Below are 21,621 nucleotides of genomic sequence, written 5' to 3'. Positions count from 1 at the left end.
CGCGCTGGCCAGGGATCCCGGGGCTCGAATCCCGGAGCTGTGGCGCAGTGCGGTACGTATCGCACCCAACTCATGCGAAAGGCCTCGCCCATGGGCATTCGGAGCTTGCTGCGCAAGGTGTTCGGACGCGATCGCGCGGAGCGTGCCGAGACGGCGGCGGCTTCCGTACCGCCCCAGACGGAACGCACGGCCGAGCCTTCCTCGGCACCGGCCGCCGCCGAGGCGTCGGCGCCCACGATTCCGGCGCCGGGCCGGCGCGACCTGTCCCCGGCGGAGGAACTCGTCGCCGCCGCGTTCGACGGACCGCGCGCGCCGGTCCCGTCCCCGTCCCCCCCGGCGGAACCGTCCGCCCCGGAGGAGGCCGCGGCTGAGCCGGAACCGGCGTCCGCCGAACCGACCCCGGAACCGGCCGCGGAACCGATCGCGGACGTGCCCCAGCCCCGGTCGGAGGCCGAGCCGGAACCGGTGGCCGAGCCGGTGCAGGTCGCCGAGCCGGTGGCCGTGGCTGAGCCGGAGCCGGTTGAGGAGCCGGAGGCTGCGGCCCCCGAGCCCGTCGCCGAGCCCGAACCCGTGGCTCCGGCCCCGGACCCGGAGCCCGTCGCGGCGGAGGCCGAAGCAGAGCCCGAGCCCGAGCCCGCTCAGGCGGAGGCCGAGCCCGCGCCGGTCCAGGCAGAGGCCGAGCCCGCGCCCGTGGTCGAGCCCACCCCCGTACCGGCGCAAGCGGACCGCGAGTCCGAGCCCGTCGTGGAAGGCGAGCCCGAGCCCGAGCCCCTCGTGGCCGACAAGCCCAAGCCCGCCCTCTCGCCCGCGCGGGTGAAGTCGCGGGCGTCCGGGCTCGTCGGGGCGTACAAGGCCGCCGGGGTCGCGCTCAAGAAGGCGGGGCTCGGCGGGGCACGGGCCAAGGTGTACCTCGTGCTCGACCGGTCCGGGTCGATGCGGCCGTACTACAAGGACGGCAGCGCGCAGGGTCTCGCCGAGCAGGTGCTCGCGCTGGCGGCGCACCTGGACGAGGAGGCCACCGTGCACACCGTGTTCTTCTCGACCGACATCGACGGGACGGTGGACCTCACCCTCGACGCGTACGACGGTGTCGTGGACGAGACGCACGCCGGGCTCGGGCGCCTCGGGCGGACCAGCTACCACCGGGCCGTCGAGGAGGTCGTCGAGCACGTCGAGAAGGCGGGGCACGAGGGGCCGGTGCTCGTCGTGTTCCAGACCGACGGCGCCCCCGACGCCAAGCTGCCCGCCCGCCAGGCGCTCGCCGATGTCGCCGACAAGCCGCTGTACTGGCAGTTCGTGGCGTTCGGCGAGGACGACTCGAAGGCCTTCGACTTCCTGCGCACCGCGGAGGCCGACGCCGGGCACATCGGGTTCTTCCACGCGGGCCCCGCGCCGCGCGAACTGAGCGACGCCGAGGTCTACGCCGGGCTGCTCAACTCGTTCCGCCCCTAGGGGCCTTCGGAAGTGAGACGGTCACGGCGAGCCCGCCTTCCGCGCCGGGCGACGCCGTGACCGTACCGCCGTGCGCGAGGGCGATGGAGCGCACGATGGACAGGCCCAGGCCCGCCCCCGAACCCATCCGGTCACGGCCCTCGCCCCGCCGGAACGGTTCGAACAGGGCCGGGATGTCGTCCTCGGCGATCACCGGCCCGGCGTTGTTGACGACCACGAGCCGGCCGCCGTACACCGTCACCTCCACCGCCCCGCCGGGTTCGTTGTACGTCACCGCGTTGGCGAGGAGGTTCGCGGTGAGCCGGGCGAGCAGCGTCCGGTTGCCCCGCACCACGGCGGGCGCCGCGTCGATTTTCACCGTGTCGTAGCGGGCCGCCTCCTCCCGTACGACCTCCGCGAGGTCCACGTCCTCGCGCTGCTCCAGGCCCCGCTCGCTGCGGGCCAGCGTCAGCAGGCCCTCGATGAGCTGCTCGCTGCGCCGGTTGTTGGCGAGCAGCGTCCTGCGGGTGCGCTCCAGATCGGCCGGGCTCGGATCGTCGTCCAGGCCCACCTGGATCGCGGCGCGCTGGGTGGCGAGCGGGGTGCGCAGCTCGTGCGAGGCGTTGGCGATGAAGCGGCGCTGGCTGTCGAAGGCGGCCTCCAGGCGGGCGAGCAGGTCGTCGATGGTGTCGCCGAGCTCTTTGAGTTCGTCGTCGGGCCCCTCGGCACCGATCCTCTCGTGCAGGCTGCTCGCGGTCAGTTTGCGGGCGCGGGCCGTCATGACGTGGACCGGGCGGAGCATCCGGCCCGCCGTCCACCAGCCGACCACCACCGCGAGCAGCGCGATCGTGAGCAGCGCCAGCCAGGACCACAGGGCGGTCTGGCTGGACGCGGCCCTGCTGACGTCCTCGCTGAGCCGGTAGACGGTGAGCGGTTCCATCGTCACGGTCTGGCCCTTGAGCGCCGGGACGCCGGAGACCTCCCGCAGGGTCGTCGCGCGGGTCGCGATCGCGGTGGCCTGCTCCTGGGTGCCCGCGCGGGACAGCAGGTTCACCACGGCGAGCAGCACCGCGCCGAGCACCAGGAAGACGCCGCCGAAGACCAGCGCGATGCGGGTCCGGATCACCTGCCGTGCCCCTTCGGGTTCACAGCGCGTACCCCACGCCCTGGACGGTGCGGATCAGCGCGGGCTCGCCGAGTTTGGCGCGCAGCTTGCTCATGGCGACGCGTACGGCACCCGTGAAGGGGTCGGCGTTGGCGTCCCAGGCGCGCTCCAGGAGCTCCTCGGCCGAGACGGTCGCGCCGTCGGCCTCCAGGAGGATCTGGAGCACCGCGAACTCCTTCGGCGAGAGGTCGAGCTCCTGGTGGTCGCGGTGCGCGGTGCGCCGCACGGTGTCCAGGCGCAGCCCGTGCCGTTCCAGGACCGGCGGCACCGGGCGGGCGCTGCGGCGGCGCAGGGCGCGGACCCGCGAGACCAGTTCGGGGAACTCGAAGGGCTTGCCCAGGTAGTCGTCGGCGCCCAGGTCGAGGCCCTGGACGCGGTCCTCCATGGACGCGGAGGCGGTCAGCATGAGGATGCGGGTGCGGGAGGCGTCGGCGACCAGGCGGCGGGCCACCTCGTCGCCGTGCACGCGGGGCAGGTCGCGGTCGAGCACCACCACGTCGTAGTCGTGCAGCCCCAGGTAGGCGAGGGCGGCGTCCCCGCTGTAGACGGTGTCCACGGCGAAGCCGGCCCGGCGCAGGCCGGTGGCGACCAGCTCCGCGAGGACCTCCTCGTCCTCGGCGACCAGTACCCGCATCGTTTCGTCCTTCGTGTGCACGTGCCCCCTTCTCTCCCAGGATGCGTCCTTGCTACGGCAACGGGTGTTTCGCAAACCTCTCCGCCGCCGCCCACCATCCGGACATCCCGGGCGGCCGGGCCCCCGTCGGCCGATAGGATTCCGCGCATGCCTTCGCCGACGTACTACGTTTCGACGCCCATCTACTACGTCAACGACGCCCCGCACCTGGGCCACGCCTACACCACCGTCGCCGGTGATGTGCTCACGCGCTGGCACCGGCAGCGCGGCGAGAAGGTGTGGTACCTCACGGGCACCGACGAGCACGGCCAGAAGATCATGCGTACGGCCGAGGCGAACGGCGTCACCCCGCAGGAGTGGTGCGACAAGCTGGTGGGCGAGGCGTGGCAGCCGCTCTGGGAGCACCTGGGCATCGCCAACGACGACTTCATCCGCACCACCGAGAAGCGGCACACCGACCGGGTGCAGGAGTTCGTGCAGGACCTGTACGACAAGGGCGAGATCTACAAGGGCGGCTACGAGGGCCCGTACTGCGTGGGCTGCGAGGAGTACAAGCTCCCCGGCGACCTCATCAGGGCCGAGGACGGCACCGAGCTGTGCGCCATCCACAAGAAGCCGGTGGAACTCCTCAAGGAGGAGAACTACTTCTTCAAGCTGAGCGAGTACGGTCCGAGGCTCCTTGAGTTCTACGAGGCGAACCCCGGGTTCATCCAGCCCGAGTCGGCCCGCAACGAGGTGCTGAACTTCGTGCGGCAGGGGCTTCAGGACCTGTCGATCTCGCGGTCGACGTTCGACTGGGGCGTGCCGGTGCCGTGGGACCCCCAGCACGTCATCTACGTGTGGGTGGACGCGCTGCTCAACTACGCGACGGCCGTCGGGTACGGCGCCGACCAGGCCCGGTTCGACGAGGTCTTCCCCGCCGATGTGCACCTCGTCGGCAAGGACATCCTGCGCTTCCACGCGATCATCTGGCCCGCGATGCTGATGGCCAACGGGCTGCCGGTGCCGGGGAAGGTGGCCGCCAACGGCTGGCTGATGGTCGGCGGCGAGAAGATGTCGAAGTCCAATCTGACCGGCATCAAGCCGCAGGACCTCACCTCGCACTTCGGCGTGGACGCCTACCGCTGGTACTTCCTGCGCGCGATCGCCTTCGGCCAGGACGGCTCGTTCTCCTGGGAGGACTTCACCGCCCGGTACACCTCCGAACTCGCCAACGACTACGGCAACTTGGCGTCCCGCCTCGCGGCGATGGTCGGCAAGTACTTCGGCGGCGAGCTGCCCGCCGCGACGGACGACGGCGACGCCGAGAAGGCCGTTCAGGACGGTCTGGCGAAGGCGGCCGCCGAGGCCGACCGGCGCATCGGTGACGAACTCGACTTCCAGGGCGGCATCCTGGCGGTCTTCGAGTTCGTGAAGCAGGTCAACGGCTATCTGACGGAGCAGGAGCCGTGGAAGGTCGCCAAGGACGAATCCGCCGAGGGCCGGGCCCGGCTGGCGACGATCCTGTACACGGCGGCCGAGTCGCTGCGCGGGGTCGCGGTGCTGCTCAACGCGGTGATGCCGGACACCTCGCACCAGCTGTGGGACTCGCTGGGCGCCGAGGCCTCGCTCGGCGCGCTCGACGGCCAGCGCGTCCAGGACGCGGGCGCCTGGGGCCTGCTGGCCCCGGGGGCGAAGGTCACCAAGGGCGCGGTGCTCTTCCCGCGCCTTGAGGAGAAGCCCGCGTAAGCGGCTGGTGCGGCGGCTGCCGCAGCGGCTGTCGTACGGATTTCGCGGGGCCCGGGGTCGGACGATCCCGGGCCCCGCGTCCCTGCGCCCTTCACCTTCTGCTCGATCTTGGCCAGTTTGGTGCCCCATTCAACGGTTGTTGATTCGCTGTTGATCGGGCCGCCCCACTCTGTGCCAGTTGGGTACGCACGGGGTGGGAGAAGGGACAGGGAATGCCATTGCTCGCGAATCGTGTCACGGTGACCGTTCACGCCTCCGATCCGCTGAGCCGGGCCGGAGTCATCAGTCATCTGCAGCACCAGCCGACCGTGGAAGTCCTGCGCGACACCCGCGAGCCCCGCGAGACGGACGGCCGCCCGGCCGACCCCGCCGTCGCCGTCATGCTCGTCGACCAGGTGGACGACACGGCCTCCGCCGAGCTGCGCCGGGTCGTGCGCGGCGGCGAGCAGCGCGTGGTGCTCATCGCCCGCGAGCTGCGCGAGCCGGATCTGCTGACCGTGGTCGAGTACGGCGTACGGGCCATACTGTGGCGCCACCAGGCCACCGAGCAGCGGCTGTTGAAGGCCGTGCACAGTGCGGCGCGCGGCGAGGGCGAGCTGCCGCCGGACCTGATCAGCCGGCTGCTCGTGCAGGTCGGGCGGCTGCGCCGCTCGGAGACCACCTCGTCCACCGGGTCCGCGTCGTCCGCGCCGCTCTTCGGGATGGCGCCGCGCGAGGTGGACGTGCTGCGGCTCGTCGCCGAGGGCCTGGACACCCGGCAGATCTCCGAGAAGCTCGCCTACTCGGAGCGCACCGTCAAGAACATCCTGCACGCCCTCATGACGCGGTTGCAGCTCACCAACCGCGCGCACGCCGTCGCCTACGCCCTGCGCGAGGGCTACATCTAGGGGATGCCCGGCGGGCACCCCCCAGCCGACACGGCTCCAACCGCTCACATCGCCGCCGCGACCGTCTGTTTTCGGCCGGTGTCCGGGACTCGGGAAATTGGCTCAATGATCCACGAAATCGACGAGGCGCTGCGGCGCATCCTGCGCGGCGGGGCGCTGCCCGAGGGAACGGGGGACGTCGTCTTCGAGGCGCCCACCCGCGACTGGGCGGCGCGCCGCAACACGCCCACCCTCAACGCCTATCTGTACGACATCCGCGAGGACGTGGCCCGCCGCGAGCGCGGCGCGTACGCGGAGCGGGACGCCAACGGCATCGTGCTGCGCAGGCGTCAGCCGCCCCGCTGGTACCGGCTCTCCTACCTCCTCACCGCGTGGACCAGCCGCCCCGAGGACGAACACCGGCTGCTTTCCGGCGCGTTGGCGTGTCTGCTGCCGCACGAGATGCTGCCCGAGGAGTCCGTGCCGAAGGCGCTCGACGCGTACAAGGCGACGATTCCGCTCACGGTCGCGGTGCCGCCCGCCGAATCGCGTTCGCTTGCCGACATCTGGTCGGCGCTCGGCGGCGAGCTCAAGCCCTCGCTCGACGTGGTGATCACCACGCCGTTCCCGGTCACCCCGGTGTACGAGGTGGCACCGCCGGTCACCGAGGGCGCGGTGGTCACCGTGTCCGGCCGGGACGGCGTGCCGAACGACTCGCGGCCCCGGATGACGCGCACCACGCGGGGCGGCGCCAAGTGAACGAGGCCGCCCCCGCCCTGCTGCGCCGCCTCGAACGCCTGCGGACCTCGGTCGCCACGCTGGTGGCGGCCCGCTCCGCCGACGACCCGACGGCCGGCGACCCGTTGCGCGGGCTGTACGTGTCGGCGGAGTCCGCCACCCGTCTGGCGAACGCCCCGGTCCCCGAACTTCCGGCGCCCGACGCCCCGTTCACGCCCGAGCCCGGGGACCGCCTGCACGAGGCGGCGGCCGGCTTCGGCCTCACCGCGCTCGACGAACTGATCCTCCTCACGGCGCTCGCCCCCGACGTGGACCGGCGCTTCGAGCCGCTCTACGGCTACCTCAACGACGACGTGGGCCGGCGCCGCGCCTCGGTCGCCCTCGCCCTGGAACTCGCCGGGACCGGACCCTACGACCCGGTCGCCCGCGGCCGGCTCCACCCGGCGGCGCCGCTGATCGGTGCGGGTCTGATCGTCGTGGAGGACGAGGACCGGCCGCTGCCGGGCCGGGCCCTGCGGGTCCCGGAACGGGTGGTCGCCCACCTCCTGGGCGATGACACCCTGGACGGCCAACTGGGCGACGCCCGCGTCGAGTTGCTCGCCCCCGGCGGCAGTGCCCCCGCCGAGGGGCTCGCGGCGCGGATTGCCCGCTCGCCGCGTCCCGTCGCCGTCCATCTGCGCGAGCGCAGGGCGGGCAGCGGCGCGGACGCCGTGACCGCGGCCCTGCGCGGCGCCGGGCGCTCCGTGCTGCGCCACCGCCCCGAGAAGGCCGACCCGGCGACCGGCCGCGCCCTGCTGCGCGAGGCCCGGCTGCGCGGCTCCGGCTGCGCGGTGGTGGTGGAACTGCCGCAGGAACAACCCGGGCCGTTCATACGGGAGTTGGCAGCGGGGGACGTCACCGTGGTGTTCGCGGGGACCGAGCCGTACGACCCCGGCTGGGCGCCGGACGCGGGGCTCCTCGCCCTGGAGGACACGGCAGTCGAGACCGACCCGCTGGCCGCCTGGACCGAGGAACTACCCTCCTACGAAGGTGATTTGGCGGAGGCGGTCGGGCCCTACCGGCTCGGCGCCGGGCAGGTGCGGCGGGCCGCCCGGGGGGCGCTGGCCCTGGCCGGTTTCGAAGGGACGCCGGTCGGTCTCGGCCACGTACAGAAGAGCGCGCGGCTGCTGTCGGCGCCGCTGCTCGACAAGCACGCGCGACGGGTGCGGCCCGCCGTCGGGTTCGGTGACCTGGTGCTGCCCGAGGAGCCGCTCGCGCTGCTGCACGAGCTGGCCGGGCGGGCCCGGCACCGGGACAGGGTGCTCGGCGAGTGGCGGCTGCGCACCGGCGGCGGGCGCGGGCGCGGCGTCGTCGCGCTGTTCGCGGGGGACTCCGGCACCGGCAAGACCCTCGCGGCGGAGGTCGTCGCGGGCGAGCTCGGTCTCGACCTGTACGTGGTGGACCTGTCGTCCGTCGTGGACAAGTACGTCGGCGAGACCGAGAAGAACCTGGAGCGGATCTTCTCGGAGGCCGACCGGACCGACTCGGTGCTGCTCTTCGACGAGGCGGACGCCGTGTTCGGCAAGCGCTCCGAGGTCAAGAGCTCGCACGACCGGTACGCCAACCTGGAGAGCGCCTATCTGCTCCAGCGCCTCGAAGCCTTCGACGGCATCGCGGTCCTGACCACCAACCTGCGGGCCAACATCGACGAGGCCTTCACCCGGCGGCTCGACCTGGTGGTGGACTTCCCGTTCCCCGACGTGGAACTGCGGGCCGCCCTGTGGCGCGGCGCCCTGGCCGGGGTGCCGCAGGAGGACGGTCTCGGGGCCGAACTCGACGCCTGCGCCAAGGAGTTCGAGCTGGCGGGCGGGGCGGTCCGCTCCGCGGCGGTGACGGCGGGGTATCTCGCGGCCGACCGGGGTTCTCCGGTGACGGCCGAGGACGTGCGCACCGGGGCGCGGCGGGAGTACGTGAAGTCGGGGCGGCTCGTGCCGGGAGTGGGCACGGCCTGGGCCCCGTAGCCCCGCAGGGGGGCGGGTGTGCGACGGCGGACCGTGCGTAGCCGGTCGCGCAGTTCCCCGCGCCCCCGGCGGGGTGCCCTTGCGGGCACCCCGGCACCGACCGGCTACGGCACGATCTTCCAGCGCTGCTGGTCGGCGGGCAGGGCCCCGCAGGGGCGGACCTCGGCGACCTGGAGGTGGGCCTTGTCGTTCGGCGACAGGTCGGACAGGCACCAGACGACGTCCCGGCTCACCAGGCGCACGTAGCCGTCACTGCCGTCGATCGGCTGGATCGCCCACTTCTGGTTGCTGGTCATCGACCCGTCGGTCAGGCTCGGCAGGCCGCCGGAGGCGCCCCACATCTGGATCTGGTTGCCCTCCCTGGTCTTGTCCGCGACGGCCCACGTCTCGGACGACGAGGTGAAGGCGAACTCGTTGTTCGGCAGCGGATGGACGGCCCAGAACTGGTCCCAGGGCGGCTGGCCATGGGTGTCGGGCGCACTGTAGACGTACCGGCCCTCCGGCTTCTGGTCGGTGGCCGTCGTCAGGAACAGCCCGAGCCCGGACTGGATCCGCACCTTCTTGTTCGGGTCGTACTTCGGCGGCTTCGGGCCGTCCCCGCCGCCACCGCCACCCGTGCTGCCGCCGCCGGGAGGGTTCGGCTTGGGTGCGGGGTTCGGCGGCGCGGGCGGGGCGTCGGGGCCCTTGGGCTGGCCGGACGGCGAGGCCGACGGGGCGGACGGCAGCGGGCTCTTGGCGCCCTGCGGCAGCGGCTCCTCCTTGGAGGGCGCCTTCTCGGTGGCCTGGCTCGTCACCGACGGGGCCTGCTTGAACCAGAGCAGCGCGAACGCCACGGCGAGCGCCAGCAGGAGCGAACCCACCGCGAGGAGCCAGCGCGGGAACACCGAGGTCTGCACATAGGTGCCGCGCAGTTCCTCGGGGGCGGGCACGCCGGCCCGCGCCACCTGCACGGTGAAGGGGCGTTCGCGCGAGGTGCCGAACCAGCTGACCTTGGTCGCGGTGATCTCGACCTCGGCGAATCCGGCCCGGCCCGGGGCCACCTGGACCGCGCCGGGGTTGGCGTCGACGTCGAACGCGTCGCCGTTGTCCCGGGTGGAGAAGGAGGCGGTCAGCGGCTGGTTGCCGAGGTTGTCGATCGCGACCCGGCCCCGGGCGCGCCGACGGCCCCGTACGGTGCGCGGCACCAGCTCGGCGCGGAGTTCGGTGAACGGGCCGATGGTGAGGCGGCCCTCGGCGACATCGGAGGCGTCGGGGTGTTCGCGCGGTTCGACGCGGATGCCGAACGGGACCGGGCCCGCCACGGCGTCCGGGGTGCGCGGCGGCGCGATGGTGATCTCTGCGGTGCCCTCCGCCCCGGGGTAGATCCGCAGCACGGCCGGTTCCACCGACGCCCATCCGGCGGCCTCCCCGGCCGGCGAGAGCCGGTACTCCTCGACGGTGTCCCCCGTATTGCGCACCCGCAGCCGTACGACGGTGCTCTCCCCGGGGGCGACGGTGGTCGCGGGGGGTTCCAGAGATGTCCACATACTCACCCCATGAGTCAAGTGGGGCGGCAGGGGCAGGGGCATCGCCGCAAAGGGCAGTTCCGAGGGCAGTGGTGGGTGCCCTGACGGCCACGCTCCCATGGCCCGAGTGGTGCGCGGTGGCCGGATCCGGACGGTCGCGGGGGACGACCGTCCGGACGCTTGAGCGGCCGGGGCCCGGGGTGCCGGGGCCCCGTCGGCCGGATCCGCGGTCCCGGGGTGGCCGGGGCCGCGGTCGGCCGGTGGCCGGTCCCGGGGTCACCGGGAGGCCTGCCCCGGACGGCTGTGGGGGAACAGCCGCCCGGGAGTCTGTGGGGGCGGGGCGGGCGCGGCCGGTGCCTAACGCCCGCTAACGTCCGCGCTAACGGCCCGACCGGCCGGGCCCGTTGACCGAACCGCCGACCAGCTTGCCGATCGTCGCCGAGTCGGCCGTGCCGGTCGCCGGGAGGCCGACCTCCTGCTGGTACTGCTTGATCCAGCCCTTGAGCTGGTCGTCCGACACCGACACCTGGGCGTTCTGCTCGCCACTCTGGAAGTAGGCGATGCCGCTGCGGGCATACATGCGGTCGCGGTTCAGGTCCTCGTTCGAGATGACGGCCTGCGAGGCCCACCAGAACGACGCGGTCAGCTGTGTCACCTTGTAGTTCTTCGCGCCGCTCTTCACATCGTCCGGCCGGATGCCCTGCGCCCACAGCGAGGCGAGGGTGGCCCGGCCGAGCGTGCCGGCCGGGTCGGTCTTCGTCAGTTCGCGGCTGCTCCTCTGGTCCCGCATGACGTGCTCCTGGTAGCAGCGCAGCGAGGTGTCGGTGAGCTTGTCGATGACTCCGGCGGTCCAGCCGGGCTGCAGCGAGCAGACGTTCTTGAGCGTGGCCAGGCGGTACTGCGCGAAGGTGACGATCTCGTCCGGCCGGTAGCCCATCTGCCAGGGCGGGCCCGACTTGGCGTTCGCCTTCGGCGCGGGCGGCGGCTTGGGTGCCGCGGGGATCACCGGCGGGCCGTCGCCGGGCGCGGAGCTGTTGTCGCCGCCGCCTCCGCCACCGCCACCGCCGCTCGTGCCGCCACCGGCCGGGTTCGGGGCGCCCGCCGGCGGTGAGGCCGGGGACGAGGGGGCAGCCGGCAGCGGGGACTCGGCGCCCTGCGGCACCGGCTGCGCGCTGGCCCCGGGCTGCGTCTCGCCCGTCGCGGTGTTGATCTTCGGCTGGAAGCCCATCCACATCACCGCGAACGCGACCGCGGCCGCCACCAGCAGGCTGCCCGTGGCGAGCAGCCAGCGCGGCAGCACCGGACGCTGGTCGAAGGTGCCGCCGAGCTCAAGGCCGGTGTCGTCGCCGGAGCGGCGCACCGCCAGGGTCAGGCGGTGCTGTTCGGCGGTGCCGGTCCAGCGGACCTGCTGCGGCCGGATGACCACTTTCGCGAACGCGGCCCGGCCGGGGGCGACTTGGACCGAGTTCGGCGCCATCTCGTAGGTGAGCCGGTTGGCCTCGTCGCGTACGGTCAGCGAGGCCGTGAGCGGGGTGTTGCCGAGGTTGTCGACGGCGACCGCGGCCCGCCCGCGGAACCGGCCGACCAGGCTCGGCGGCAGCAGTTCGGCGCGCACCTCGGTGAAGGGCGCGACGGTGACCTGCCCCTCAAGGACGTCCCGCAGCTCGGGGTGCTCGCGGGGCTCCACGCGGACGCCGTACGGGGCCGGGCCCGCCAGGGCGTCGGAGGAGCGGGGCGGCGCGAAGGAGATCTCCGCGGTGCCCTCGCTGCCGGGGTAGAGGCGCAGGGTGTCGGGCTCCACCCGGGCCCAGCCCGAGGGAGTGCCGACAACCGAGAGGCGGTATTCCTCGACCGTGTCGCCGGTGTTCCGTACCCTCAGCCGCGCGGTGGCCCGCCCACCGGGATCGACGGCGACGGCGGCCGGGTCCAGAGACGTCCACATGGTCATGAGGAAAAGGCTAGGGGGCGCGCCGAGCGCCCCCCTGCCCGAAAGGCTCTGTCAGAGGGCAGCCCTGGCTGCACTCGCGGCCCCGCCGACTTGGCTGCCCGAGGGGGCAGTCGACTGCCGGGGCACCGTGGCCGGGCCGGTCCACGGCAGCGAGGTCAGCTCGTCGGCCTCCGCCGCGCCGCGGGCGCTGAGCAGCCGGTGCGCGGTGCGCAGCGAGGCCAGCGCGGACAGCGCCGGGGTCTCGCCGAGCGCGAGCAGGGCCCGGCCGCGCGCCGCGAGCGCGAGCCCCCGGCAGAACGGGTCACCGAGGTCGCCCTCGATGGACAGGGCCTGCGTCGCACAGGCCGCGGCCTCGCTGGGCCGCTCCCGGGCCAGCGCGCAGTGCGCGAGCCGCGCCCAGGCGAGCGCCTCCCAGCGCAGGTCGCCGCTCCACTGGTGGTGCTGGCGCGACTCCCGCAGATGGGCGGCCGCCCGCACCGGCCGGCCGCCGACGAGCAGCGCGCAGCCGATCTGGTACAGCACATGCCCGAGCGTACCCCGGTCCCCCAACTCCCGTGCTCTGCGCAGTACTTCATCGGCCGCGGCCTCGGCGCGCTCCTTCTGGCCGAGCAGCATGTGGGTGCGTACGACATGGGCGAGGACGCGCACCGCGTCGCCGGGGCTGTTCAGCTCGGTGAAGCGGGCGTAGGCCTGCTCGAAGAGGGGGAGCGCTTCGGCGGGCCGACCCATCACGCCCAGGATCATGGCGAGTTCGTGCGCGGCCTCCGACTCGGCGAGCGGGTCGCCCGCGAGCGTCGCGTACCTGAGCGCCTGGCGCAGGGTGCGCTCCATGCGCGGGTAGGTGTCGGCGCCCTGCTGCGGTACGACCGCGATCAGGCGCAGCGCCCGGCCGGCGGAGCGGGCGTCGCCGTGGCAGTGCGCCGCCGACAGGGCTAGGCGGGCCGGGCCCTGGAGTTCGCGGCGGCGGGCGGTGCCGAGGATCAGCTGGGCCCAGCCGGTGAGGAGGTCGACGGCGGGCCGCAGCGCCTGCTCGCCCAGGTCCTCCCAGGGGCCCTTGCCCAGCGCCTGCTCGACGGTGGCCCGGATCAGCTCGTGCGACTCCTGGAGCCAGAGCCGGGCGTCCTCGGCCCCGGCCGGCCGGAAGCCGGGCGCCTGCGGCTCGTGCAGCAGATCGGGTACGCCGCTGAGCGGACGCAGGCAGCGCAGGGTGTTGCGCATCCCGGCGAGCACATGGTCGAGGAGCCTGCGCTGGGCGGCGGGCCGTTCGGCGGCGTTGGGCGAACGCTCCAGCATGCGCCGAGCGAAGATCCGCACCAGGTCGTGGAAGCGGTAGCGGTCCACTCCGTACGCCTCGATGAGACCGGCGTCGACGAGCGCCTCCAGCGCGTCCTCGGCGGCGTACTCGTCCACGCCGAGCAGCGCGGCCGTGGTGTCCCGGCCGAAGACCGGCACATCGGCGGCGGCCGCGAGGCGGAAGGCGCGCGCGGCCGGGGCGTCGAGCCCTTCGTAGCTGAGCCGGAAGGCGGCGTCCACGCCGAGCCCGTCGGCCTCCAGCTCGTCCAGACGGCGGCGCTCGCTGCGCAGCCTGGTCACCAGATCGGCCACCGCCCAGTCGGGGCGGGCGACCAGCCGGCTCGCCGCGATGCGCACGGCGAGCGGCAACCGGCCGCAGGCGGCGACCAGTTGACGGGCCGCGTCCGGCTCGGAGCGCACCCGCCCGGCGCCCGCGATCGCTGCCAGCATGTCCAGGGCGTCCGGCTCGGCCGGCGCCTCGACGTCCACGAGCCGCGCCCCGGGCAGGCCCACGATGCGCGTACGGCTGGTGACGAGGACCGCGCTGCCCGGGGTGCCGGGGAGCAGCGGGCGGATCTGCGCGGTGTCGTGCGCGGCGTCGAGCAGCACGAGCACGCGCCGGCCGGCGAGCAGCGAGCGGTACAGCGCCGCCCGCTGCCCGGCGTCCTCGGGGACGGCGGCCTCGGGGACGCCCAGTGAGCGGAGCAGCTGGGTGAGGACGGCGGCGCTGTCGGCGGGCTCGGGGTCGTGTCCTCGGAGGTCGACGTACAGCTGTCCGTCGGGGAACGCGGCGCGCATGCGGTGGGCGGCGTGTACGGCCAGGGCGCTCTTGCCCACTCCGGCCAGGCCGGTGAGTACGGCCAGGCCTACCGCCTGGCCGTTCGAGGCCTCTTGGAGGGTGGCGGTCACCTCGGCGAGCAGGGGGGCGCGGCCGGTGAAGTCCTGGATGTCCGGGGGGAGTTGGGAGGGGACGGGGTTGGTGGGTTCCGGCTCGGCGGGGGCGGGCGGAGCGGTAACCGGGGTTCCGACTGCGGGGGTTCGTTGTGCCCACCCTTCCCCGAGGTCTCGGCTTCGCTCGACCAGGGGAGACCCCGATCGCCCTGCGGAACGATTGCCCACAACGGGGGCGGAGCGATTGCCCACGACGGGGGGTTTCTGCGTGACCGGGGCTTCCAGCGGCCGGGACAGCAACCGGGTGTGCAGGGCGGTGAGTTCGGGGCCCGGGGGGACGCCCAGTTCGGTGTCCAGGGTGCGGCGGGTCGTCTCGTACACCGCGAACGCGTCCGCCTGGCGGCCCACCCGGTGCAGGGCCAGCATCAGCAGTGCCTGGGCGCGTTCGCGCAGCGGGTGTTCGGCGGCGAACGCGCCCAGCGGGGCGATCGTCGCGGCGTGGCGGTCCAGGGCGAGCGCGCAGTGGAAGTGGTCCTCGCGGGCCGAGAGCCACAGTTCGGTCAGCCGGTCGCGCTGGCGCTCCGCGTGCGGACCGGGCAGGCCCGAGAGCGGGGTGCCGCCCCACAGGGCGAGCGCTCCGGCCAGTTCGCGGTGGGCGGCGGCGGTGTCGCCCGCGCCGCGCAGCCGCGCGGCCTCGGCGAGGCGGGCCTCGAAGACCGTGGTGTCCAGCGCGGCGGACGGCACCCGCAGCGCATAGCCGTCGTCGGCCGACACCAGGAGCCTGGCCGGGGTGCGCGCGGGCCTGCCGGGCTCCAGCAGGGTGCGCAGTCTCGATACGTAGGTGCGCAGGGTGCCCACTCCGCGCGGGGGCAGCCGCTCCCCCCAGATCGCGTCGAGCAGCTCCGGCATGGAGACCGGCCGGCCCTCGCGCAGCAGCAGTACGGCGAGCAGGGCCCGCTGCTGGGGCGGGCCCAACGCCAGTGCCGTGCCGCCGAGTTCACCCTCGACGGGCCCGAGCATGCGGAACCGCACTCCCCCGGCTATGCCGCTCTCGCCCGTTCCGCCGGATTCCGCCACGCGCCGCTGCCTCTCCCTCGCCCGGCCGACTCGTCCCCCGACGTTTGCCCTTCCGGCCCACGGATCCTGTTCGTCCGGTCCACCGAAACGCTACGTCAGGAGCGCCCGACGGCCCCCATCACCCCGTGTATCCCCCATGGAGTTGGCTTGAACTGGCCCTCCATCCCGTGAGTAACCGGGCGAAAGGGCAAACTCCCTGCCCCCAAGACGGTCCGGGCGCCTCGTGCGTTCCCTCGTAGGCGGCCGAAGAATCGCGAGGCAGTCACCGAGGGGAGTCCGGACACGTGCGGGCCAAGGAACAGAAACCGGCCGATCCGCGCGGCGAGGGACCGAACGCCCGGCCCCCGCTGCGGCGCGGTTCGGCCATCGCGGACCTCCAGCGCACCGCGGGCAACGCGGCGCTCGCCCGGCTGCTCGGCCCCGCCGCGTCCCGGTCCCACCCGCCCGCGCCCGTGCAGCGGATCAGCACCCACGCGGGCGGCAGCTACGACGCCGAGCCCCAACAGGACGACCGCGTACCGTACTTCGTCGCGCAGGCCCCGGAGCCGAAGGTCGCGATGGGCGGCGGCGGCGAACCGCGCGACATCAGGGAGCGGCTGCGCTACGAACACGTCAAGGTCGACCCCGCCGACGCCCCGCTGCGGGTGGCCGACGACGGCACCCTGGCCGTCCACGGCGTGGACGAGCCCAAGGAGTTCTACGCGGTGCAGGCCGTCGTGGACACCGCCAACGCGGCGCTGCGCGGCGCCGGAAGCAGCGTGGAGCTCGTCACCGGCAGCCGCAGCATCGGCATCGGCGGGCACCGGCTGCTGCGGGTGCAGCCGGCCGTCGTCGTGGACGCGCCCGCCGAGAGCCAACTCGGGCCGTTCGTCTCCCTGTTGCGCTCCACCTGCATCTCGCTCGCGTGCAGCCTGATCGGCTCCCAGCACGCCAAGCGCGCCTCGGCGGTGCTCGGCGGCGGCGCCGGGAACTTCCTGCTCACCCCGGGCTCCGACAGCGACGCCCGCGCGAACCGGGTCGCGCACGCCGTCGCGGGCGACACGGACTCCACGCTCGGCGTGGCGGGCGCACTCACCGCGGCGGACAGCGGCCCGGCCCCGGCCGGAGACCTCGGCCGGTCCTACGGCGAGGCCACCCGAGACGGCGGCCGGGACGCCACCGAGGCCCGCCTCGGCATCAACAAGTACGCCTCCCCCGGCCCCGGCGAGGGCTTCGCGATCTTCAGCATGCTGGCCGAGGACGGCCTCGACCACTCCGTGGCGCCCGCCACCGACCGCGGCGACAACGTGTGGGGCTACCACTTCGCGGCCGTCGTCGCGCGGTCCCTCGACGGCACCTGCCAGGTGACGCTGGAGAACTACGCCCGCAACGAGTTCGACGCGAAGGCCCGCTCCGAGCTGTACGAACTGCTGCGCAAGCGGGCCAACGAGGGCCGGTTGTTCAGTCGGCTCAAACCGCTCCTGGAGAGCGACGACCCGCAGGCGTTCAAGACGAAGTTCGACCAGGTGCTCGCCGCGTTGGTCAAGGACGACGAGGTCAGGCAGGTCTTGGGCAAACCCCGCCTCCAGTTGCAGCAGGACTTCGAGGACCACACCTGCCGCTCCTGGTTCTTCCGCGTCTACGGCGGCGGCCCCGGCGAGAGCTTCCACGAGCAGCAGGCGGCCTCGGGGTACTTCAACAACCCGCTGACGCTGCGGGTGTCCCGCCCGGCGGACCAGGCCGCGGGCCCGACCGGCCGGGGGAGTTCGAACACGTAGGCAAAAGGCATCGGAAAGTCGCGCCCACTGGCCAGGCCGGTGCTCCGGGGAGCACGCTGCTTGACGTACGGACAGCTACCGCACGATCACGGACCGCAGGCAGTGGCTCTGAGGGGGTGCGCGCCATGGGTGACAGTACGGAACAGCAGGCGGCCGAGGACGCCAGGCGCAGGGAGGAGCTGATGGAGAAGGTCCGCGAGGCCAACCGGCTGAGCACCGGCCGTCCCTGCTCCCCGCCCGCTCCCGTGCCGGTGACGCCGGACGAGGACGACCGCTGACCGTACGCCCGCGGTCCCCGGCCCCCGGACGCCCCGGGTCGCCGACGCTTCGCGCTGCCCGCGCCCACCCGCCCGAGTGACCGGACGGGCAACCCCGGCTGCCCTCGCCCCCGCACCTTCTCCCCTCCCGCCGCCCGCCCGCGCCAGCGAGGCTGGGCGGGACATTGGCCGTCACGGCGACTCGGGGGAACGGGAACCACATGCGTGCGCAGGACCAGCAGGCCGCACGGGGCACTCACCGCCCGCGACTGCCGGACCGTACCCAGCACGCCCCGGTCGACGCGACCGAGCCGACCCTCTCCGTCGCGGCAGCCGTCCAGCGCACCGCGGGCAGCGCGGCGGTGCCCGCCACGTGGGGCGGCAGCGCCCTCGACCACCCGTAGCGGACCCGGCCAGGCGGCCGGGCCGTCCCGGCTCGTACCACCCCACCTTCACGAGGAGACCCCGACCGTGCCCAACTACCTCTCCCCCGGCGTCTACGTCGAGGAAGTCGCCAGCGGATCCCGCCCCATCGAGGGGGTCGGCACCTCCGTCGCCGCCTTCGTCGGGCTCGCTCCCGTCGGGCCGCTGAACGAGCCGACGCTGGTGACCAACTGGTCCCAGTACGTCGCCGAGTTCGGGGAGTTCACGGACGGGTACTACCTGGCGCACTCCGTCTACGGCTTCTTCAACAACGGCGGTACGGCGGCCTACGTCGTGCGCGTCGGCGGCGCCGACACCGGCACGGCGCAGGCGGCACCGCAGACCTCCGCCGCGGCCTCGGCTCCCCAGGCGATCACCGCCGGCGAGTCCGTCGCGCTCGGCGCGTTCAAGGTGGCCGCCATCGCGGCGGGCACGAACGGCGGCGCGCTCACCGTCGAGGTGCAGGACGCCGAGGGCGAGAAGGACGCCGACCGCTTCAAGCTGGTCGTCAAGGACGGCGACACCATCGTCGAGAACTTCGACGTCAGCGCCAAGAAGTCGGCCCGCAACTTCGTCGTCACGCAGGTCAAGCAGCGCTCGAAGACGATCACCCTCGAAGAGGCCGTCGCGGGCGGCCAGCTGACCCGCCCCGAGGCCCAGGCCGTCACCCTCGCGCCGCCCGTCGCCGCTCCCGCCCCGGCCGCCACCGGCGGCACGGTCGCGCGGATCGAATCCGGCCAGTTCATCGGTGACTCCGCCGACCGCACCGGCTTCGGCGGCCTGGAGGCCCTCGACGAGATCAACATGGTCGCGGTGCCCGACCTGATGGCCATCTACCAGCAGGGCCTGATCGACCTGGAGCAGGTCAAGGCCGTCCAGCTCGGCCTGGTCGCGCACTGCGAGCTGATGGGCGACCGGATGGCCGTCCTGGACCCGCCGCCCGGACTCAACGCCCGCGACATCCGCAAGTGGCGCATGGAGGTGGCCGGTTACGACTCCCGGTACGCCGCCCTGTACTACCCCTGGGTCAAGGTCTTCGACCCGTCCAGCGGCCAGACCAAGGTCGTGCCGCCGTCCGGCCACATGTCCGGCATCTGGGCCCGCAACGACTCCGAGCGCGGTGTGCACAAGGCCCCCGCCAACGAGATCGTGCGCGGCGCGGTGGACCTGGAGCTCCAGATCACCCGCGGCGAGCAGGACCTGCTGAACCCCGTCGGCGTCAACTGCATCCGCGCCTTCCCGGGCCGCGGCATCCGCGTCTGGGGCGCCCGCACCCTCGCCTCCGACCCGGCCTGGCGCTACCTGAACGTTCGCCGCTACTTCAACTACCTGGAGGAGTCGATCCTGATCGGCACCCAGTGGGTGGTGTTCGAGCCGAACGACCAGGCGCTGTGGGCCCGCATCCGCCGCAACATCTCGGCGTTCCTGGTCAACGAGTGGCGCAACGGCGCCCTGTTCGGCCAGCGCCCCGAGGACGCCTTCTACGTGAAGTGCGACGAGGAGACCAACCCGGTCGAGTCCGTCGACCTCGGCCGCGTCGTCTGCGAGATCGGCATCGCGCCCGTCAAGCCCGCCGAGTTCGTCGTGTTCCGCCTGGCCCAGTTCTCGGGCGGCGGCGGCGAGCTGGAGGAGTAGAAGGCCCCGACTCCCCATCCCCTAGGCCGATTTCGTACGAACAGGAGTAACCCAGCATGTCGCTTCAGCCCGGTGATGCCCTCACCACCCACAATTTCGGCCTGCAGATCGACGGTGTCATGGTCGAGTACCTGCAGGAAGTCAGCAGCCTCTCGATGGAGCAGGACGTCATCGAGTACCAGCAGGTCTCCTCGGCCGGCAAGCCGATCATCAAGAAGCTGCCCGGCGTGAAGAAGGCCGGTGAGTGCCAGGTGACCCGCGGCGCCACCCATTCGTCCACGTTCTCCGAGTGGATCAAGCAGTCCATCGACGGGAACATGGGCTCGGCCCGCAAGAACGCCTCCATCATCATGATGGACTACCAGGAGAACCCGGTGAAGCGCTACCACCTGCGCAACGCCTGGTGCACCAAGGTCGAGATCAGCTCGGTCAAGGCCGGCGACGCCTCGGCGATGACCGAGCAGGTCACCATCACCTTCGAAGAGCTGGTCATCGAGTAATGAGGCGCGAAGGTCCTGGAGTTGGGGGAGCCGAGGCCCAGGCCCAGTCCCCGTCGGCCGCGCGGGAGCCGCTGCGCACCGAGTTCGAGTTCGAGCTGCCGCGCGGTTACGTGGACGAGTCGGGCACCGTGCACCGCCACGGTTCGATGCGGCTCGCCACGGCCCGCGACGAGCTGGTGCCGCTGCGGGACGTACGGGTCCGCGAGAACCCGGCGTACCTGTCGGTGGTCCTGCTCGGCCGGGTGATCACCCGGCTCGGCACCCTCGGCGATGTCCACGACGGCACGGTGGAGAACATGTTCGCCTCCGACCTGGCCTTCCTCCAGGACTTCTACCGGCAGATCAACGCCGAGGGACACACCCGGGCGGCCGTGGCCTGCCCGCACTGCAATGAGTCCTTCGAGGTCGAGCTGGCCGGGAGCCGCCTGGGGGAATCGTGACGTACGCGGCCGACCGGATCGAGGAGGAGACCGCGTACCTGGCCTACCACTTCCACTGGGGCATGGACTCCATCCTCGACCTGGAGCATGCGGACCGGCGGGCGTACGTACGGCGGGTGGCGGCACTGGTGGAACAAGGCGAAGGGGAGCGGTGACGGGGGATGGGCCTGTTCAAGCGCCGGCGTGGCCGGACGTCCGAGACCGCCCCGGCGGCTCCGGCCGCTCCGGCTCCGGCCTCCCCTCCCGTACGGAGTGACGGCGGCTGGGCCGCCACGCCCCCGATCCAGCGTGCCCTGGCCGCCCCCCGCCTCACCGCGGAAGCGGCCTTCGGCTCGACCCTGGCCGCCCACCAGGACCTGTCGGTGGTACGCCCCCTGACCCACGCGGTCTCCCCGACGGCCCCCCACGGCGTCCTCCACAACGCCGTGACCCCGGTCCCACCGAGCCCGTCCGCCCCATTGCTGCACCTGCCGGTGGCGGGTTCCTCCGGCGGGAGGCGAGGCGAGGCAGCGGACCCGGCCCCGACTCCGGCTTTCGGGGCTGGGTCACTTCCGAGCTCGGGTTCTGGTCCGGGCTCCGGCTCGGGTTCTGGTCCGGCTTCGGTGCAGCGGGCGGTGCCGGGTCCTGTTTCCGGTTCGGCTCCGGCTTCCCGGGCGGGGTCAGCGCCTACCTCCGGTTCGGCTCCTGCTTCGGGGTCCGATTCGGCTGCGGGCTCCGCTCCTGCTTCAGTGCAGCGGGCGGGGTCGACTCCTGCTCCTGCTTCGGCATCCCGGACGGGGGCGAGCCCTGCTCCGGGTTCCGCCGCTCCCGCTTCGGTGCAGCGGGCGGTCGCTCCTGTGCGGAATGCGGGGCCATCGCCGGTCGCCCCGACTGGGTCTGGTGTGTCCGCTGCTGCCGCTCAGGGGGCGGCCTCGACTCCGTCCAGCGCGAGTGCCGCCGTGCAGCGGGCCGTCACGGATCCGCAGGGCCCGGCGGTCAACTCCCGTACGGAGTCGGCACCTTCGGTGCAGCGCGCCGCGACGTCTTCGCCCGGCTCCACGGGTACCTCTGCCGTCACGCCGGGTCCGGGTGCGGCAGCGCCGCACGTTCCGGGCAACCAGGGTTCTGCCGCGCCCCGGCACGGGTCCGCGACCCCGGTCGCACCGCCTGTGCAGCGGGCCGCCGCATCTCCGCAGGGCCCGGCGGCGGCCGAGCCTGCCGTGTCGGCCGGTCCGGCGTCGTCGGGTACAACTCCCGCTGTGGAGCGCGGAGTTGCTCCCGCCGTAGCACCAGCGCCGAAGCCCTCGACGCCCAGCGCGTCCACGGCGTCCAACACTGGCCCCGCGATACAGCG

The 21,621-nt window shown here is 73.4% G+C and carries 18 protein-coding genes; 12 read left to right on the top strand and 6 right to left on the bottom strand.

Features of this window, described 5'->3' with window-relative positions:
- The first annotated feature begins 90 nt into the window (after nucleotides 1-90).
- The gene (locus ACIQ8J_RS22885) at nucleotides 91-1,452 is read left to right on the top strand and encodes a VWA domain-containing protein (RefSeq protein ID WP_403272616.1); all 1,362 of its coding nucleotides are present in this window, start codon (nucleotides 91-93) and stop codon (nucleotides 1,450-1,452) included.
- On the opposite strand, the gene ACIQ8J_RS22880 is transcribed toward ACIQ8J_RS22885, so the two are convergent.
- Together ACIQ8J_RS22880 and ACIQ8J_RS22875 are read right to left on the bottom strand one after the other, a co-directional pair.
- Entirely contained in the window at nucleotides 1,433-2,557 is a 1,125-nt protein-coding gene (locus ACIQ8J_RS22880) for a sensor histidine kinase (protein ID WP_403272615.1), read from the bottom strand. The genes ACIQ8J_RS22885 and ACIQ8J_RS22880 overlap by 20 nt on opposite strands.
- A gap of 19 nt (nucleotides 2,558-2,576) precedes the next feature.
- Complete coding sequence (locus ACIQ8J_RS22875) at nucleotides 2,577-3,230, bottom strand: response regulator transcription factor (protein ID WP_403272819.1); 654 nt, start codon at nucleotides 3,228-3,230, stop codon at nucleotides 2,577-2,579.
- 147 nt (nucleotides 3,231-3,377) lie between these two features.
- Between ACIQ8J_RS22875 and metG the strand changes: the two genes are divergently transcribed.
- The 4 genes from metG (at nucleotide 3,378) to ACIQ8J_RS22855 (ending at nucleotide 8,562) form a co-directional block, all read left to right on the top strand.
- Nucleotides 3,378-4,958: a methionine--tRNA ligase gene (gene metG / locus ACIQ8J_RS22870; RefSeq protein ID WP_403272614.1), complete on the top strand. Its 1,581-nt coding sequence runs from the start codon at nucleotides 3,378-3,380 to the stop codon at nucleotides 4,956-4,958.
- A gap of 212 nt (nucleotides 4,959-5,170) precedes the next feature.
- On the top strand, nucleotides 5,171-5,845 hold the full coding sequence (locus ACIQ8J_RS22865; protein ID WP_403272613.1) for a LuxR C-terminal-related transcriptional regulator: 675 nt from the start codon (nucleotides 5,171-5,173) through the stop codon (nucleotides 5,843-5,845).
- A 105-nt stretch (nucleotides 5,846-5,950) separates the two neighbouring features.
- Nucleotides 5,951-6,583 (top strand): DUF4255 domain-containing protein, encoded by a 633-nt coding sequence (locus tag ACIQ8J_RS22860; protein ID WP_403272612.1) that lies wholly within the window; start codon nucleotides 5,951-5,953, stop codon nucleotides 6,581-6,583.
- Nucleotides 6,580-8,562 (top strand): AAA family ATPase, encoded by a 1,983-nt coding sequence (locus ACIQ8J_RS22855; protein ID WP_403272611.1) that lies wholly within the window; start codon nucleotides 6,580-6,582, stop codon nucleotides 8,560-8,562. The genes ACIQ8J_RS22860 and ACIQ8J_RS22855 overlap by 4 nt, the downstream gene beginning before the upstream one ends.
- Nucleotides 8,563-8,666: 104 nt before the next feature.
- Here the strand turns inward: ACIQ8J_RS22855 and ACIQ8J_RS22850 are convergent, their stop codons facing one another.
- From ACIQ8J_RS22850 to ACIQ8J_RS22840, 3 genes are all read right to left on the bottom strand, one after another.
- Nucleotides 8,667-10,088: a hypothetical protein gene (locus tag ACIQ8J_RS22850; protein WP_403272610.1), complete on the bottom strand. Its 1,422-nt coding sequence runs from the start codon at nucleotides 10,086-10,088 to the stop codon at nucleotides 8,667-8,669.
- Between the two features lie 358 nt (nucleotides 10,089-10,446).
- Entirely contained in the window at nucleotides 10,447-12,015 is a 1,569-nt protein-coding gene (locus ACIQ8J_RS22845) for a hydrolase (protein WP_403272609.1), read from the bottom strand.
- Between the two features lie 51 nt (nucleotides 12,016-12,066).
- Nucleotides 12,067-15,276, bottom strand: a complete 3,210-nt coding sequence (locus ACIQ8J_RS22840) for an AfsR/SARP family transcriptional regulator (protein ID WP_403272608.1) — start codon at nucleotides 15,274-15,276, stop codon at nucleotides 12,067-12,069.
- 284 nt (nucleotides 15,277-15,560) lie between these two features.
- Between ACIQ8J_RS22840 and ACIQ8J_RS22835 the strand changes: the two genes are divergently transcribed.
- From ACIQ8J_RS22835 to ACIQ8J_RS22805, 7 genes are all read left to right on the top strand, one after another.
- Complete coding sequence (locus tag ACIQ8J_RS22835) at nucleotides 15,561-17,033, top strand: hypothetical protein (RefSeq protein WP_403272607.1); 1,473 nt, start codon at nucleotides 15,561-15,563, stop codon at nucleotides 17,031-17,033.
- A 125-nt stretch (nucleotides 17,034-17,158) separates the two neighbouring features.
- On the top strand, nucleotides 17,159-17,311 hold the full coding sequence (locus ACIQ8J_RS22830) for a hypothetical protein (protein ID WP_403272606.1): 153 nt from the start codon (nucleotides 17,159-17,161) through the stop codon (nucleotides 17,309-17,311).
- A gap of 200 nt (nucleotides 17,312-17,511) precedes the next feature.
- Nucleotides 17,512-17,694: a hypothetical protein gene (locus tag ACIQ8J_RS22825; protein ID WP_403272605.1), complete on the top strand. Its 183-nt coding sequence runs from the start codon at nucleotides 17,512-17,514 to the stop codon at nucleotides 17,692-17,694.
- 67 nt (nucleotides 17,695-17,761) lie between these two features.
- Nucleotides 17,762-19,348 carry a phage tail sheath subtilisin-like domain-containing protein gene (locus tag ACIQ8J_RS22820; protein ID WP_403272604.1) on the top strand — a complete coding sequence of 529 codons (1,587 nt, stop codon included), beginning with the start codon at nucleotides 17,762-17,764 and terminating at the stop codon, nucleotides 19,346-19,348.
- 56 nt (nucleotides 19,349-19,404) lie between these two features.
- Nucleotides 19,405-19,848: a phage tail protein gene (locus tag ACIQ8J_RS22815; RefSeq protein WP_403272603.1), complete on the top strand. Its 444-nt coding sequence runs from the start codon at nucleotides 19,405-19,407 to the stop codon at nucleotides 19,846-19,848.
- On the top strand, nucleotides 19,848-20,288 hold the full coding sequence (locus ACIQ8J_RS22810) for a hypothetical protein (protein ID WP_403272602.1): 441 nt from the start codon (nucleotides 19,848-19,850) through the stop codon (nucleotides 20,286-20,288). Before ACIQ8J_RS22815 ends, ACIQ8J_RS22810 begins: the two co-directional genes overlap by 1 nt.
- A complete protein-coding gene (locus tag ACIQ8J_RS22805) occupies nucleotides 20,285-20,443 on the top strand; it encodes a DUF6760 family protein (protein ID WP_329464241.1) in 159 nt (52 codons plus the stop codon). The genes ACIQ8J_RS22810 and ACIQ8J_RS22805 overlap by 4 nt, the downstream gene beginning before the upstream one ends.
- 743 nt (nucleotides 20,444-21,186) lie before the next feature.
- Here ACIQ8J_RS22805 and ACIQ8J_RS22800 read toward each other — a convergent pair.
- Nucleotides 21,187-21,345 (bottom strand): hypothetical protein, encoded by a 159-nt coding sequence (locus tag ACIQ8J_RS22800; RefSeq protein ID WP_403272601.1) that lies wholly within the window; start codon nucleotides 21,343-21,345, stop codon nucleotides 21,187-21,189.
- Nucleotides 21,346-21,621 lie beyond the last annotated feature (276 nt).

This window comes from Streptomyces sp. NPDC094147 (genome assembly GCF_044764265.1).
Lineage (GTDB): Bacteria > Actinomycetota > Actinomycetes > Streptomycetales > Streptomycetaceae > Streptomyces.
The sequence above is the reverse complement of the archived record's forward strand: the minus strand, read 5'-3'. Positions and strand labels throughout refer to the sequence as shown.

Coding starts and splice junctions, on each gene's coding strand:
- ACIQ8J_RS22885 (WP_403272616.1), top strand. CDS start 91: ATGGGCATTCGGAGCTTGCTGCGCAAGGTGTTCGGACGCGATCGCGCG.
- ACIQ8J_RS22875 (WP_403272819.1), bottom strand. CDS start 3,230: ATGCGGGTACTGGTCGCCGAGGACGAGGAGGTCCTCGCGGAGCTGGTC.
- metG (WP_403272614.1), top strand. CDS start 3,378: ATGCCTTCGCCGACGTACTACGTTTCGACGCCCATCTACTACGTCAAC.
- ACIQ8J_RS22865 (WP_403272613.1), top strand. CDS start 5,171: ATGCCATTGCTCGCGAATCGTGTCACGGTGACCGTTCACGCCTCCGAT.
- ACIQ8J_RS22860 (WP_403272612.1), top strand. CDS start 5,951: ATGATCCACGAAATCGACGAGGCGCTGCGGCGCATCCTGCGCGGCGGG.
- ACIQ8J_RS22850 (WP_403272610.1), bottom strand. CDS start 10,088: ATGTGGACATCTCTGGAACCCCCCGCGACCACCGTCGCCCCCGGGGAG.
- ACIQ8J_RS22845 (WP_403272609.1), bottom strand. CDS start 12,015: ATGACCATGTGGACGTCTCTGGACCCGGCCGCCGTCGCCGTCGATCCC.
- ACIQ8J_RS22830 (WP_403272606.1), top strand. CDS start 17,159: ATGGGTGACAGTACGGAACAGCAGGCGGCCGAGGACGCCAGGCGCAGG.
- ACIQ8J_RS22825 (WP_403272605.1), top strand. CDS start 17,512: ATGCGTGCGCAGGACCAGCAGGCCGCACGGGGCACTCACCGCCCGCGA.
- ACIQ8J_RS22815 (WP_403272603.1), top strand. CDS start 19,405: ATGTCGCTTCAGCCCGGTGATGCCCTCACCACCCACAATTTCGGCCTG.
- ACIQ8J_RS22810 (WP_403272602.1), top strand. CDS start 19,848: ATGAGGCGCGAAGGTCCTGGAGTTGGGGGAGCCGAGGCCCAGGCCCAG.